Here is a 12,140-nt window from a genome sequence, read left to right as displayed (position 1 = left end):
GCACCATGCGCATCCTCGTCGCCTCCGGCTTCTTCGAAAGCGGCCTGCCCTCCTACCGCGAATACTCGTACTGCCAGCAACTCGCCGCGGCCGGTCACGAGGTGGCGCTGATGTGCGGTGACCAGAGCCAGATCTGGTCGCGCAGCCGGGTCAAGCTGGCCGTCACCGATCCGCTGGCGAACGACGCGCAGTTCGTCGCCGAGACCGGCGTGCGCCTGCTGCGCCGGCATGTGTTCCTGCGCTACAGCGACTTCGTGCTGTACCGACCGCTGGTGGGTGAGATCCGCCGTGCCGACGTGGTCCACATCATCGAGTTCCGCACCGGCACCACGGTGCTGATCGCGGCGCTGGCCAAGCTGTTCGGCAAGCCGGTCGTCTACGACCACGAGCAGCGCGGCGACCGCCTGGCCACCTGGTACAGCCGCGCCGACAGCCTGTGGCGCCGGCTGCTGGTGCGCACCGGCTCGCTGTTCGTCGACGCGGTGCGCCACACGGTGCTGGCCAACCGTGAGCACTTCCTCGCCAACTGCGTGAAGCGCACGCGCGAGAAGGTCGAGACCATGTTCGCGCCGCTGGGCGTGGACCCGCAGCGCTTCTACTTCGACCCGGTCGCGCGCACCGCGCTGCGCGAGCGCCACGGCATCGCACCGGACACCCCGCTGGCCGTGATGACCGGCAAGCTGCATTCGTACAAGCGCGTGCCCGAGGTGGTGCTGGCGTGCCGCCAGGCGGGCTTCCGGCTGATGCTGGTGGGCAGCATCGCGCAGGACGTGCGCGCCGCGCTGGCTGAGCTGCCGCCGGGCGACGAGATCATGCTGGACCAGGTCTCGGCCACCGAGCTGCGCGCCGTCTACAGTGCCGCGGACGTGGCCGTCTTCACCACCTTCACCCTGTCCTACTGGGAGGCCCACGCCACCGGCGTGCGGCTGCTGATCCCGGACTCGCCGTTCAGCCGCCTCGTGTTCGAGGATGACGCCGAGGTTCGCCGCTATGGCGAGGCGGCGATGTTCCGCGTGCCCGACGAGGAATACCAGCCGCAGGCCCGCATCGCCGAGCCGCTGGCCGCGGGCCTCGTCGCACTGCGCGCGCGGCTCGCCGATCCGACGCTGCGCCGCGCCTCGCAGCTGCGCTTCTCCGCGCAGACGCAGGCGGCCAAGCTGATCGAGCTGTACGACCGCGTCCGCCACCCCAGCGTCGCACGATGAGCAACCGCGCCACCGCCCGCCGCTCGCTGGCCTGGAGCGCGGTCGAGAACATCGGCCTGATGCTGATCTCTTTCGGCACGCTGATCCTGTATTCGCGCCTGCTGACGGCCGCCGAGTTCGGCCTGTTCTCGATCGTGCTGGCCATCGTCGAGATGGTGGACATGATCGTGCGCATGCTGTTCCACGACGCGCTGGTGCAGCGCGACAAGGCCAGCCGCCTGCACTTCGACACCGCCTTCACGGTCACGATGGGCTTGAGCCTGGCGGGCCTGGCCGGCTGCGCGGCGCTGGCGCCGCAGTTCGAGCAGATGGTGCATGTGGCGGGTGCCGGCTGGGTGCTGGCCGCCACGGCGCTGGCCCTGCCCTGTGGCGCGCTGACGGCCACCGTCGTCGCGCAGCAGCGGCGCGACCTGTCCTTCCGCGCGCTGGCGCTGCGTTCGCTGGCCGGGCGGCTGGCCGGCGCCATCGTCGGCCTCGGCCTGGTGCTGGCCGGCGCGGGCATCTGGGGCATGGTGGCGCAGCAGATCCTGATCGTCGGCGTGGGCTCGGCGATGCTGTGGTGGGGCTGCCAGCCGGAGCTGCGGCCGCGGCTGCGCTTCGGCCGGCAGGAGCTGCGCGATCTGTCGGGCTTCGGGCTCTCGTCGATCGCCACGCAGTTGCTGACCTTCTCGGTCAAGCGCGTGTTCACGATCATGGCCGGCGCGCTGCTGGGCGTGCAGGCGGCCGGCGTGCTGAACCTGGCGATGCGCACGGTGGATACGCTCTACAGCGTCGCCGCCACCGGCGTCTCGCAGGTGGCGATGCCGCTGCTGTCCAGCCTGCGCGCGGACCGCTCGCGGATGCAGCGGGTCTACGCGCTCGCCACCAGCCTCACCTGCGCGCTGTTCTACGGCCTCTTCTTCGGCCTCGCGGCACTGGCGCCGGAGGTGGTGCGGGTAATGTTCGGCGCCAAGTGGCAGGAGGCCGCGCCGGTGATCGCCATCCTCGCCTGCCTGGCGCTCCTGCAGGCGCCGAGGCTGATGATGACGCCGCTGCTCACCGCCATCGGCCGCCCGGCCGACGCGATGATCGCCCGCGCCGCCGAGCTGGCTCTGCTGCTGCTGGGCCTGGCCCTGCTGCGCGAAGCCACGTTGGCCTGGGTGCTGGCCGTGTGGGTCGCGCGCGAGGTGGCGGGCTTCCCGATCATGCTGTGGCTGGTGCGGCGCTCGGCCCATATCAGCGTGGTGGACCAGCTGCGCGGCTGCGTGCGGCCGCTGCTGGTGTCCATCGCCTGCGTGCTGGTCATCCTGGCGCTGCGTCCGTTGCTTGACGGCCAGCAGTGGCTGCCGGTCTTCCAGCTCGCCGCGCTGAGCATGGCCGGCGCCGCGGCCTTCATCGCCGCGCTGCTGTTGATCGACCGGCCGCTGCTGCGCGAGGCCATCGCGCTGGCGCGCGCCAAGAAACAGGGAGCGGCATCATGACCAAGCGGCCCAAGATCGCCATCGCCATGTTCGGCCTGCCGCGCGGCTCCGAGCTGACGCTGCCGACGATCGAACGCCATTTCGCCGAACCGGCCCGCGCGCTGGGCGAGGTGCGCCTGTTCCACCACCTCTACCTGCAGGACCGCGTGACCAACGCGCGCTCCGGCGAGAACAGCGAGATGCCGCGCGCCGCCTATGCGCCCTTCGAGGCCTTCGACGGCGAGCTGGAAGCGCCCGAGCACTGCCTGTCGCTGTACCCGCTGGAGGCGATCAAGGCCCGCGGCGACCACTACCAGGACGGCTTCCGCTCGATCCGCAACCTCGTGCACCAGCTCCACTCGCTGAAGCGGGTGACGCAGCGCATCGCCCGCTGGCAGCCCGACTTGGTGCTATTCCTGCGGCCCGACCTGCACTACGAGGCCGGCTTCGGCGCCGACGAGCTGGCCGCCGCGCTGGCCCGCCCGCGCCGCTGCGTGATCCCCGAATGGCACTGGTGGGGCGGCTACAACGACCGCTTCGCGCTGTGCGGCGCCGGCATCTACCGCGCCTACGGCGAGCGCATCGACCAGGCGCTGGACTTCTGCAAGACCAGCGGCCGCCCGCTGCACGCCGAACGCCTGGTGCGCCACGCACTGCGCAGCGGCGGCGCCTCGCTGCGCACGACGCCGGCCCGCGCCAGCCGCGTGCGCACCGACAGCCAGATCAAGCAGGAGCCCTTCGACGTGGTGGCCACCTGCGGCTCCCGGCAGCGGCGGCTCGAGCTGGCCTGGCTGGGCGTGATGCAGCGGATCACGCCTTGACGATGCACGTGACGAATAAGTCTTAGTTGTCCGCGCTCCTACTCATCCGTCCGGCGAAAAACGAAAGTTCGTCCTGACGCCGATGTGGCGCCGTCATCTACAGGACTGAAAATCATGAGCAGCAGCACACTTAGCGGCAAGGTCGCCATCGTCACCGGCGCTTCCAAGGGCATCGGCGCAGGCATCGCCAAACTGTTCGCCAAATCCGGCGCCTCGGTCGTCGTGAACTACGCGAGCAGCGAAGCCGCGGCGCACGCGCTGGTCGCGGAGATCAAGGGCGCCGGCGGCAAGGCCGTCGCCATCCAGGCCGACTTCTCGAAGACCGCCGACATCCGGCGCCTGTTCGAGGAATCGAAGCGCGCCTTCGGCGCCATCGACATCCTGGTGAACAACGCGGGCGTCTACGCCTTCGCCCCGCTGCAGGACGCGACCGAGCAGGAGTTCCACCGCGAGTTCAGCACCAATGTGCTGGGCGTGATCACCGCGACGCAGGAGGCCGCGAAGCACTTCGGCCCGGACGGCGGCAGCATCATCAACATCAGCTCGATCGCCAGTGTCGGCTTCATGCCCAACTCGGTGGTCTATGCGGCGACCAAGAGCGCCGTCGACTCGATCACCCGCGTGACCTCGGTCGAGCTCGCGCCGAAGAAGATCCGCGTCAACAGCATCGCCCCGGGCGCGACCATCACCGAAGGCATCGCGGCGCTGGGCTGGCCGGAGGAGGCGGTGAAGTCCGTCGTCGCATCGATCCCCTTCGGCCGGCCGGGCCAGCCGGAGGACATCGCCCGCGTGGCGCTGTTCCTCGCTTCCGACGATTCGGCCTGGGTGACCGGCGAGCGGATCACCGCTTCGGGCGGCCAGCGCGCCTGAACTCCGCGATCAGGTATTCGACGAAGGCCCGTGCCGCCGGCTTCGGCGGCCGGCCGGGCGTGAACAGGCCGTGGACCTCGACCTCGCCCATCGTCCAGTCGGGCAGCAGCTGGATGAGCTGCCCGCCGGCCAGCTCGGCGCTGCATCCCCACAGCGTCGTCGTCACGATGCCCATGCCGGCCACGGCGGCGGCGACGGCGCCGTCGTTGACCGACACGGCCAGTCGGCTGTCCACGCGGATCGACAGGCTCTTGCCGTCCTTCTGGAACGACCATCCGGCGGCACTCGTGCCCGCCGGGCCGACGATGGCCATATGCGCGGCCAGGTCGGCCGGCGCGGTGGGCGTGCCGTTCGCCTTCAGGTAGGTGGGCGAGGCCGCGATCAGCCGATACGTGCGGGCGATGAGGCGCGCGGTGGCGCTCGAATCGGCCAGCTCGCCGAGGCGCAGCGCGACGTCGACGCCCTCCTTCAAGGTATCCTGGCGCTGGTCGTTCATCAGCAGGCTGATGCGCAGTGCGGGGTGGCGCGCCTGGAAGCCCGGCATCAAGGGAATGATTTCGCGAACGCCGAAGCTCCCGGACAGGGCGACGCGCAAGGCACCTCGCAGTTCCAGCGAACCCCGCGCCACGTGATCGGCCTCGTCCAGCGAGGCGAGGATCGCCTCGACCCGCGTCAGGTAGTCCTCGCCCGCATCGGTCAGGGTGACGGCCCGCGTCGTGCGGGTCACCAGCGCCGCGCCGACGTCCTGCTCCAGCGCCGCGATGATCCTCGATACCGAAGGCTGCGAAAGATCCAGCTCCCGCGCCGCGGCGGAGAAGCTGCCGAGTCGGGCGACGCGCACGAACAGTCGCAGGGCCAGTAGCTTGTCGTTCATCCTTGCAAGGCTAAGGCATCAGGCGGTAGCCCACCGCCGTCTCCGTCAGCAGGTGCTTCGGCTGCGCCGGGCTCCCTTCCAGCTTCTGCCGCAGATTGCCCATGTAGACGCGCAGGTAGTGGTTGTCGTCAACGTGCGACGGGCCCCAGACGGCCTTCAGCAGTTGCCGATGCGTCAGCACCTTGCCCGCGTTGGCCACCAGGTGCGTCAGCAGCCGGTACTCGGTGGGCGTCAGGTGCACGGGCTCGCCGGCGCGCAGCACGCGGCGGGCGGAAAGGTCCAGCTCCACGTCGCCGAAGCGGAACTGCGTGGTGGCCGCAGGCGTCGCATTCTGGCTGCGCCGCTGCGCCACACGCACGCGCGCCATCAGCTCGCCGACGCTGAAGGGCTTGGTCAGGTAGTCGTCGGCACCGGCGTCCAGCGCGGCGATCTTGTCTGCCTCGTCGCTGCGCGCGGAGAGCACGATCACCGGCACGCCCGACCAGGCGCGCAGGTCGCGCAGGTAGTCGACGCCATCGCCATCGGGCAGGCCCAGGTCGAGGATGATCAGGTCGGGCCGGCGCGTGCCGGCATCGAGCAGGCCCTGGCGCACGGTGTCGCACTCGTTGACCTGCCAGTCCTCGGCCTCCAGCGCCATGCGGACGAAGCGGCGGATGCTGGGTTCGTCTTCGACGATCAGCGCGATGGGATGGGGTTGGCTCATGATGACGATGCTTCTTCGACGTCGATCTCGGCAATGCTCGGCGGATGCCCCAGCGGCAGCGCGAGGATGAACACCGCACCACCACCGGCCGCGGCCTCGGCCCAGATGCGGCCCTGGTGGGCCTGCATGATGGCCCGGCAGATCGCCAGGCCCAGGCCCACGCCGGGCGTGGTGGACTCGCTGCGGGCGCGCGCGAACTTCTCGAACAGCGCCTCCTCGCGGCCGGCCGGCAGGCCCGGGCCATTGTCGGCGACGCGCAGCCACAGTTCCTCGCCGTGGACCGCTGCGCCGATCGCGATGCGGCTGCCGGCAGGCGTGTACTTGACGGCGTTCTCCAGCAGGTTGCACAGCACCCGCTCCAGCAGCACCGCATCGATGTTGATCAGCGGCAGGCCCGGCGGCAGCTCGGTCACCACCTGATGCCTGGCCAGCGGCAGCTGCATGGCCTGCAGCGCGCTGCCGATTACTTCCTCGATCGGCTGCCACTCCAGGTGCAGGCGCACAGCGCCGCTCTGCAGGCGCGCCATGTCCAGCAGGTTGCTGACCATCGCGTTGATGCGCCGCGACTCCTGCTGCAGCGACTGCGCCAGCTCGCGGCCGGCCGTGGGCAGCGCGGGCAGCGTGGCCAAGGTGTCGGCCAGGCCGTAGACCACGGCCAGCGGCGTGCGCAGGTCGTGCGAGAGCGCGGACAGCAGCGAGTTGCGCAGGCGCTCGGACTCGATGTGGATCAGTGCGTCCTGCGCCACCTCCACGTAGTGCACCCGCTCCAGCGCCTGGCCGATGATGCTGGCGTAGGTGTCGAGCTGCGCGCGGCGCTCCGGCTGCATCACGCTGGCGAGATCGCGCGGGCGCAGCGCCAGCACGCCACGGGCGCGCATCGGCGCCTGCAGCGGCAGGTAGAACCAGTGGCTGCCCGGCAAGGTGTCGGTGGCCAGGCCCGCCGCCTGGCCGTGGTCCAGCGCCCAGCGCGCGGTGCCGAGGTCGGGCGGGTCCGGCAGCGACAAGGCCGGCGGCAAGGCGAGCTTGTCCTCCCGGTCCAGCGCCAGCACCAGTGCGGGCCCGTGCAGCTCGCGCGAGAGGCTGGCCTGGGCGCTCTCCACCACCTGCTCGGTCTGCAGCGCGCCGGAGAGTTCGCGCGTCAGCTCGAACAGCGCGCGCGAACGGGCCTCGCGCTCGGCGGAAATGGTGGCCTGGTAGCGCAGGTGCGCGGTCAGTTGGCCGGTGACGAGGCCCACGGCCAGCATCACCGCGAAGGTCAGCAGGTACTGCACGTCGGACACCGCGAAGCTCATCTGCGGCGCGACGAAGAAGAAGTCGAACAGGGCCACGCTGACGAAGCTGGCCAGCACCGCGGGCCCGCGCCCCCAGCGCATCGCCACGCCCACCACCGCCAGCAGGAACAGCATGACGATGTTGCTGAGGTCGAACCAGGCATGCAACGGCCAGCTCAGCGCGGTCGTGGCGATGCAGACGGCGACGGTGCCGGCGTAGCGCTTCCACTGCGCGGTCCAGCGCTCCCAGGCGGCGCCGTCCTGCTCGGGTTCGGGTTCTGGCCGGCCCGTGCGCGATTCACCGACCTCGATCAGGTCCACGTCGGCAGCATTGTTGGACAGGTACTCATGCAGCGCGGGCCCCGCCAGCCAGCGCCGCCAGCCGGCCCGCGCGGGCGCGCGGCCGAGCATCAGCTGCGAGAGGTTGTTGTCGCGCGCGTAGCGGATCAGCGCGGCCGCCACGCCCCGCTCCTGCAGCACCGCCGTGGCGGCACCCAGGTCATGGGCCAGGCGCACGACACGCAGCACGCGCTCGCGCCGGGCATCGGGCATCGCACGCAGCCGCGGCGTCTCCACGTAGACCGCATGCCAGCTGACGTTGAGCTGCTGCGCCAGGCGCGCGGCGCTGCGCACCACATGCTCGGAGCGCGGCGTCGGCCCGATCGCGCAGAGGATCGCGGCCTCGGTCTTCCAGACCTGGCTGATCGCCTTGTTCGAGCGCCAGGCCTGCACGTCGTCCTCGACCCGGTCGGCCGTGCGCCGCAGCGCCAGCTCGCGCAGGGCCATCAGGTTGCCCTTGCGGAAGAAGTTGCGTGCCGCCCGCTCGGCCTGCGGTCCGGCGTAGACCTTGCCTGCGGCCAGGCGCGCCAGCAGCTCGTCGGCCGGGGTGTCGACGATCACGACCTCGTCGGCCGCGTCGAAGAAGGTATCGGGCAGGGTCTCCTGCACACGCACGCCGGTGATGCCGCCGACAACGTCGTTGAGGCTCTCCAGGTGCTGGACGTTCAGCGTGGTGTAGACGTCGATGCCGTTGGCCAGCAGCTCGTCCACGTCCTGCCAGCGCTTCGGGTGGCGCGAGCCGGCCACGTTGGAGTGCGCCAGCTCGTCCACCAGCACCAGCGCCGGCTTGCGTTCAAGCACGCCGTCGAGGTCGAACTCCGGCAGGCTGCACCCGCGGTACTCGACCTCGCGGCGTGGCAGCAGCGGCAGGCCCTCGGTCTGGGCCTGCGTCTCGCTGCGGCCGTGGGTCTCGACGACGCCGACCAGCAGGTCCACCCCTTCCGCCACCAGCTTGCGCGCGGCCTGCAGCATCGCGTAGGTCTTGCCCACGCCGGCGGAGGAGCCGAAGTAGATGCGCAGCCGCCCGCGCGAAGCCTTGATCTCGGCTTCGCGCATCTGCTCCAGCAGCGCGTCGGGGTCGGGGCGTTGGTCGTCCATCGCCGGGATTGTCCGGCCTGTCTTAGAAGGTCTTGCCGACGCTCAGCACGAGGCCGGTCGTGCCGATGCGCTTGGCCGACTGGCCGGCCGAGTTAGCGGCCTGGTAGTAGTCGCGCTTGGCGTCGGTGCCGACCACGGCGGCGGTGAGCGTCAGGATCTTGAAGTCCTTGGCCAGCGAGAGCTTGTAGTCGGTGTACGAGAGCTCGCCGTAGTGCTTCACTTCCAGGCGGCCCAGGTGGGTGCCCAGCGTCATACCGTCACCCAGGTCGAAGGTGTAGTTCAGGTCCAGGTAGGCACTGCCCTTGGAGCCGCCGCGCGCCGGCAGCGCGCTGAAGTAGGCGTAGCCGGCCGTCGTGCTGTCCAGGCCGAAGTAGTCGGTGGCGGCGATCGACAGCTTGGCGCTGAAGGCGCCGTAGCCCAGGCCGGCGTAGACGTCCACGTTGTCGTACTTCTGGTCGGTGGCGACGCCCGGCGCGCTGTTCAGCTTCGCGCCCGGGTAGACGTAGGCCAGCGCGCCGAAGTCAAGGGTCAGGTCTTGCATGGGGCTGAACTTCCAGCCGCCGTACAGGTCCCATTCGAGGCCGGCGCCGTTGTTGTAGCTGTTGCCCGAGACGTTGGACATCCAGGTGCCGGCGTAGAGGCCGCTGCTGTGCGCGTAGTCCAGGCCGCCCTGCACGGCGGGCTGCTTCCAGGTCTGGCTGATGCCACGGAAACGGTAGTCGCTGTTGAGGCTCAGGTTGCCGGTGAGGCTGTTGGGCGCCTCGTCGGCATAGGCGAAGGCAGCGAGGGAAGCAAGAACGATCAGGAGAGGGAATTTCATGGTCAGTAGCGATGGAGAAATCAGGAGATCAGTGATGGGCGTCGAGCGCCAGGTTGAGCTTCAGCACGTTGACGCGCGGCTCGCCGAGCAGGCCCCAGTCGCGGCCCTCGGTGTTGGCCTCGATCAGGCCCTTGACGGCGTCCAGCGGCAGGCCGCGCTCGCGGGCGATGCGATTGGCCTGGTAGAGGGCCGCCGCGGGCGTGATGTGCGGATCGAGGCCGCTGGCCGAGGCGGTGACGAGGTCGGCCGGCACCGGCTGCGTGTTGCCGGGGTCGGCGGCGCGCAGCGCGTCGACGCGGCCCTTGACCGCATCGGTCAGCGCGGCGTTCAGCGGGCCCTGGTTGGAGCCGCTGGAGCCGCCGGCGTTGTTGGACATCGGGCCGGTGGCCGACGGGCGGCCCCAGAAGTACTTCGGCGACGTGAAGTTCTGGCCGATCAGTTCGGAGCCGATGAGCTTGCCGTCGCGCTCGACCAGGCTGCCGGCGGACTGCCTGGGGAAGGCGGCCTTGCTGACGCCGGTGACGGCCAAGGGATACAGCAGGCCGGTAAGGGCACTGAGCACGACGAACAGGGTCACAGCGGGGCGGAGCATGGTGTTCATGAAAAGGCCCTCCTTAGATGAGATGACCGGCGACGAGGATCAGGTCGATCGCCTTGATGCCGATGAACGGGACGACGATGCCGCCCAGGCCGTAGATGAAGAGATTGCGGCGCAGCAGCGCGGCGGCACCGATGGCGCGGTACTGGACACCCTTCAGGGCCAGCGGGATCAGCGCGACGATGATCAGCGCGTTGAAGATCACCGCGGACAGGATGGCCGAGCTGGGGCTGTGCAGCGCCATCACGTTCAGCGCGGCGAGCTGCGGATAGACGCCCACGAACATCGCCGGAATGATGGCGAAGTACTTGGCCACGTCGTTGGCGATCGAGAAGGTCGTCAGCGAGCCGCGCGTCATCAGCAGTTGCTTGCCGGTCTCGACGATCTCCAGCAGCTTGGTCGGGTTGCTGTCCAGGTCGACCATGTTGCCGGCCTCCTTGGCGGCCTGCGTGCCGGTGTTCATCGCCACCGCGACGTCGGCCTGGGCCAGCGCCGGGGCGTCGTTGGTGCCGTCGCCGGTCATCGCCACCAGGCGCCCCTCGCCCTGGTAGTCGCGGATCAGCTGCAGCTTGGCCTCGGGCGTGGCTTCGGCGAGGAAGTCGTCGACGCCGGCCTCGGCCGCGATGGCCGCCGCGGTGAGCTTGTTGTCGCCGGTGATCATCACCGTCTTGATGCCCATGCGGCGCAGCTCGGCGAAGCGCTCCTTGATGCCGCCCTTGACGATGTCCTTCAGCTCGACGGCGCCGAGCACGCGGGCACCGTCGGCCACGACCAGCGGCGTGCTGCCGCGGCGCGCGATCGCTTCCACCGCCTGCGTCACCTCGCCCGGGAACTTGCCGCCCAGCGATTCCACGTGGCGGCGGATCGCCTCGCCGGCGCCCTTGCGCAGCTGGCGCGTGCCACCGTTCAGGTCGACGCCGCTCATGCGGGTCTGCGCGGTGAAGGGCACGGCATGGGCATCGCCCAGCTCGCGCTCGCGCAGGCCGAACTTCTGCTTGGCCAGCACGACGATGCTGCGGCCCTCGGGCGTCTCGTCGGCCAGCGAGGCAAGCTGCGCAGCATCGGCCAGCTGCTGCTCGCCGACACCCGGCGCCGGCACGAAGGCGCTGGCCTGGCGGTTGCCCAGGGTGATGGTGCCGGTCTTGTCCAGCATCAGCACGTCCACGTCGCCAGCGGCTTCCACCGCGCGGCCCGAGGTGGCGATCACGTTGGCCTGCATCATGCGGCTCATGCCGGCCACGCCGATGGCGGACAGCAGGCCGCCGATCGTCGTCGGGATCAGGCACACCAGCAGCGAGATCAGCGCGGTGATGGAGACGACAGTTCCCGAACCTGCCGCCTCGACACTGAAGATCGAGTACGGCAGCAGCGTCGCGGTGACGACCAGGAACACCAGGGTCAGCGCCACCAGCAGGATCGTCAGCGCGATCTCGTTGGGCGTCTTCTGGCGCTTGGCGCCCTCGACCATGGCGATCATGCGGTCCAGGAAGGATTCGCCCGGGTTCACGCCGACACGCACCACCAACCAGTCCGACAGCACCTTGGTGCCGCCGGTGACCGAGGAGAAGTCGCCGCCGGACTCGCGGATCACCGGCGCCGATTCGCCGGTGATGGCGCTCTCGTCCACCGAGGCCACGCCTGCGATGACCTCGCCGTCCAGCGGAATCACGTCGCCGGTCTCGACCAGCACGACGGCGCCCTTGCGCAGTTCGTCGGACTGGATCGGATGCCACTTGGCATCGTGCTTCGGCTGTTCGAGCTTCTTGGCCCAGGTCTTGGCCTTGAGCCCGCGCAGCGAAGCGGCCTGCGCCTTGCTGCGGCCCTCGGCCAGCGCCTCGGCGAAGTTGGCGAAGAGCACGGTGAACCACAGCCACAGCGAGATGCCCAGCATGAACATCGAGCCCTCGGTGCCGGCCAGTTCCGGGTGCGCCAGGCTTGCGGCCCAGAGGCCGCTGGTGAGGATGCTGCCGACGTAGACGACGAACATCACCGGATTGCGCCACTGCACCCGCGGGTCCAGCTTTTCGAACGAGGACTTGATGGCCGGTGTCACCAGCGCGGGATCAAGAAAGGAAAGTTTCTTTGTTTGAGCGGTTGTCATG

At 70.0% G+C, this 12,140-nt stretch carries 10 protein-coding genes; 4 read left to right on the top strand and 6 right to left on the bottom strand.

The window, feature by feature from the left end:
- Window positions 1-5 precede the first annotated feature (5 nt).
- The 4 genes from SNE35_RS30810 to SNE35_RS30795 all read left to right on the top strand — a co-directional run bounded on the left by SNE35_RS30810 (window position 6) and on the right by SNE35_RS30795 (window position 4,335).
- The gene (locus tag SNE35_RS30810) at window positions 6-1,205 is read left to right on the top strand and encodes a glycosyltransferase family protein (protein WP_320426901.1); all 1,200 of its coding nucleotides are present in this window, start codon (window positions 6-8) and stop codon (window positions 1,203-1,205) included.
- Window positions 1,202-2,665 carry an oligosaccharide flippase family protein gene (locus SNE35_RS30805; protein ID WP_320426900.1) on the top strand — a complete coding sequence of 488 codons (1,464 nt, stop codon included), beginning with the start codon at window positions 1,202-1,204 and terminating at the stop codon, window positions 2,663-2,665. Before SNE35_RS30810 ends, SNE35_RS30805 begins: the two co-directional genes overlap by 4 nt.
- A complete protein-coding gene (locus SNE35_RS30800; protein WP_320426899.1) occupies window positions 2,662-3,465 on the top strand; it encodes a hypothetical protein in 804 nt (267 codons plus the stop codon). Before SNE35_RS30805 ends, SNE35_RS30800 begins: the two co-directional genes overlap by 4 nt.
- 114 nt (window positions 3,466-3,579) lie before the next feature.
- Window positions 3,580-4,335: a glucose 1-dehydrogenase gene (locus SNE35_RS30795; RefSeq protein ID WP_320426898.1), complete on the top strand. Its 756-nt coding sequence runs from the start codon at window positions 3,580-3,582 to the stop codon at window positions 4,333-4,335.
- On the opposite strand, the gene SNE35_RS30790 is transcribed toward SNE35_RS30795, so the two are convergent.
- The 6 genes from SNE35_RS30790 to kdpB are packed head-to-tail and all read right to left on the bottom strand — an operon-like array spanning window position 4,307 to window position 12,139.
- On the bottom strand, window positions 4,307-5,209 hold the full coding sequence (locus SNE35_RS30790; RefSeq protein ID WP_320426897.1) for a LysR family transcriptional regulator: 903 nt from the start codon (window positions 5,207-5,209) through the stop codon (window positions 4,307-4,309). The genes SNE35_RS30795 and SNE35_RS30790 overlap by 29 nt on opposite strands.
- 10 nt (window positions 5,210-5,219) lie before the next feature.
- Complete coding sequence (gene kdpE, locus SNE35_RS30785; protein ID WP_320426896.1) at window positions 5,220-5,912, bottom strand: two-component system response regulator KdpE; 693 nt, start codon at window positions 5,910-5,912, stop codon at window positions 5,220-5,222.
- Window positions 5,909-8,620: a DUF4118 domain-containing protein gene (locus SNE35_RS30780; RefSeq protein WP_320426895.1), complete on the bottom strand. Its 2,712-nt coding sequence runs from the start codon at window positions 8,618-8,620 to the stop codon at window positions 5,909-5,911. Before SNE35_RS30780 ends, kdpE begins: the two co-directional genes overlap by 4 nt.
- 22 nt (window positions 8,621-8,642) lie before the next feature.
- Window positions 8,643-9,440, bottom strand: a complete 798-nt coding sequence (locus SNE35_RS30775; RefSeq protein ID WP_320426894.1) for a TorF family putative porin — start codon at window positions 9,438-9,440, stop codon at window positions 8,643-8,645.
- 28 nt (window positions 9,441-9,468) lie between these two features.
- Window positions 9,469-10,041, bottom strand: coding sequence for a potassium-transporting ATPase subunit KdpC (gene kdpC / locus SNE35_RS30770; RefSeq protein WP_320426893.1), 573 nt, complete (start codon window positions 10,039-10,041; stop codon window positions 9,469-9,471).
- Window positions 10,042-10,054: 13 nt separating this feature from the next.
- A complete protein-coding gene (gene kdpB / locus SNE35_RS30765; protein WP_320426892.1) occupies window positions 10,055-12,139 on the bottom strand; it encodes a potassium-transporting ATPase subunit KdpB in 2,085 nt (694 codons plus the stop codon).
- Window position 12,140: the final 1 nt, after the last annotated feature.

The sequence above is a fragment of the Roseateles agri genome, assembly GCF_034043675.1.
In the GTDB taxonomy this organism is placed as follows: domain Bacteria; phylum Pseudomonadota; class Gammaproteobacteria; order Burkholderiales; family Burkholderiaceae_C; genus KK5.
Note: the sequence above shows the minus strand (reverse complement) of the source record. Positions and strands in the feature narration are given on the sequence as shown.

Coding starts and splice junctions, on each gene's coding strand:
- SNE35_RS30800 (WP_320426899.1), top strand. CDS start 2,662: ATGACCAAGCGGCCCAAGATCGCCATCGCCATGTTCGGCCTGCCGCGC.
- kdpB (WP_320426892.1), bottom strand. CDS start 12,139: ATGACAACCGCTCAAACAAAGAAACTTTCCTTTCTTGATCCCGCGCTG.
- SNE35_RS30810 (WP_320426901.1), top strand. CDS start 6: ATGCGCATCCTCGTCGCCTCCGGCTTCTTCGAAAGCGGCCTGCCCTCC.
- SNE35_RS30780 (WP_320426895.1), bottom strand. CDS start 8,620: ATGGACGACCAACGCCCCGACCCCGACGCGCTGCTGGAGCAGATGCGC.
- kdpC (WP_320426893.1), bottom strand. CDS start 10,041: ATGAACACCATGCTCCGCCCCGCTGTGACCCTGTTCGTCGTGCTCAGT.
- SNE35_RS30795 (WP_320426898.1), top strand. CDS start 3,580: ATGAGCAGCAGCACACTTAGCGGCAAGGTCGCCATCGTCACCGGCGCT.
- SNE35_RS30790 (WP_320426897.1), bottom strand. CDS start 5,209: ATGAACGACAAGCTACTGGCCCTGCGACTGTTCGTGCGCGTCGCCCGA.
- SNE35_RS30805 (WP_320426900.1), top strand. CDS start 1,202: ATGAGCAACCGCGCCACCGCCCGCCGCTCGCTGGCCTGGAGCGCGGTC.
- SNE35_RS30775 (WP_320426894.1), bottom strand. CDS start 9,440: ATGAAATTCCCTCTCCTGATCGTTCTTGCTTCCCTCGCTGCCTTCGCC.
- kdpE (WP_320426896.1), bottom strand. CDS start 5,912: ATGAGCCAACCCCATCCCATCGCGCTGATCGTCGAAGACGAACCCAGC.